This window comes from Gluconobacter vitians, assembly GCF_015244565.1.
Lineage (GTDB): Bacteria > Pseudomonadota > Alphaproteobacteria > Acetobacterales > Acetobacteraceae > Gluconobacter > Gluconobacter vitians.
Genome location: NZ_JABCQG010000082.1, coordinates 1 through 869, shown reverse-complemented (window position 1 = coordinate 869; position 869 = coordinate 1). Strand labels below are relative to the sequence as shown.

Here is an 869-nt window from a genome sequence, read left to right as displayed (position 1 = left end):
CTAGGTCACGTTGACAAAAGACCTGATCCAAAGCCTTACGGCGGCGAGGTTGAGGAAGCTCATGAAGGACAATGCTGTTTTGTCGTAGCGGGTTGCGATGCGGCGCATCTGCTTGAGGTGGTTGAACATGCGCTCGATGCGGTTGCGATCCCCGTAACGCCGCCAGTCTGTTATCTGTGGAGCACTGCGGCCTTTGCGTGAGGGAATGACCGGCAGGATCCCGTGGATCAGCAGATCCTGACGGAAACTGTCACTGTCATAGCCTCGATCAGCCAGCATGGCTTTGGGGGTCGGGACAGGCAGCTTCATCATGGCGTCTGTGGCTTTGTAGTCAGAGACCTGGCCTCCGGTGAGGACAAAGCCGAGAGGGCGGCCCTGATTGTCACATCGGGCATGGATCTTACTCGTAAAGCCGCCGCGTGATCGACCAAAAGCCTCCGAATGAGCCCCCCTTTTGCGCCCGTAGCCTGTGAATGGGCACGCACTACGGTGCTGTCGACCATATGCTGCCAGTTATCGGTCAGGCCGAGGTCTACCAGGGTTTGAAGCAGGGCATCCCACACGCCCTGTTCAGCCCAACGCCGGAACCGGACATAAACGGAGTTCCACTTGCCATAGCGCTCATGCATGTCCCGCCACGGACAACCGACGCGCAGGACATGCAGCATGCCATTGAGAAACCGGCGGTTGTCTCCGGCTGGTCGAGCCCAACGTCCGCGCTCAGGCGGCAGAAGCGGACCAATCACCGCCCATTCCTGATCCGTCAGGTCGCCTCGTGTCATGCTTGCTCCACCGTACCGTCTGCGTTGAAGCAAGCAGTGAATCAGATCTCAAGCTGATCGTATAGGCCTTTTGTCAACGCAACCTAA

Annotated in this window: 1 pseudogene; it reads right to left on the bottom strand. The window is 58.3% G+C overall.

Annotated elements, in window-relative coordinates:
* Window positions 1-782, bottom strand: a pseudogene (locus HKD24_RS15155) (IS5 family transposase).
* Between the last annotated feature and the right edge of the window lie 87 nt (window positions 783-869).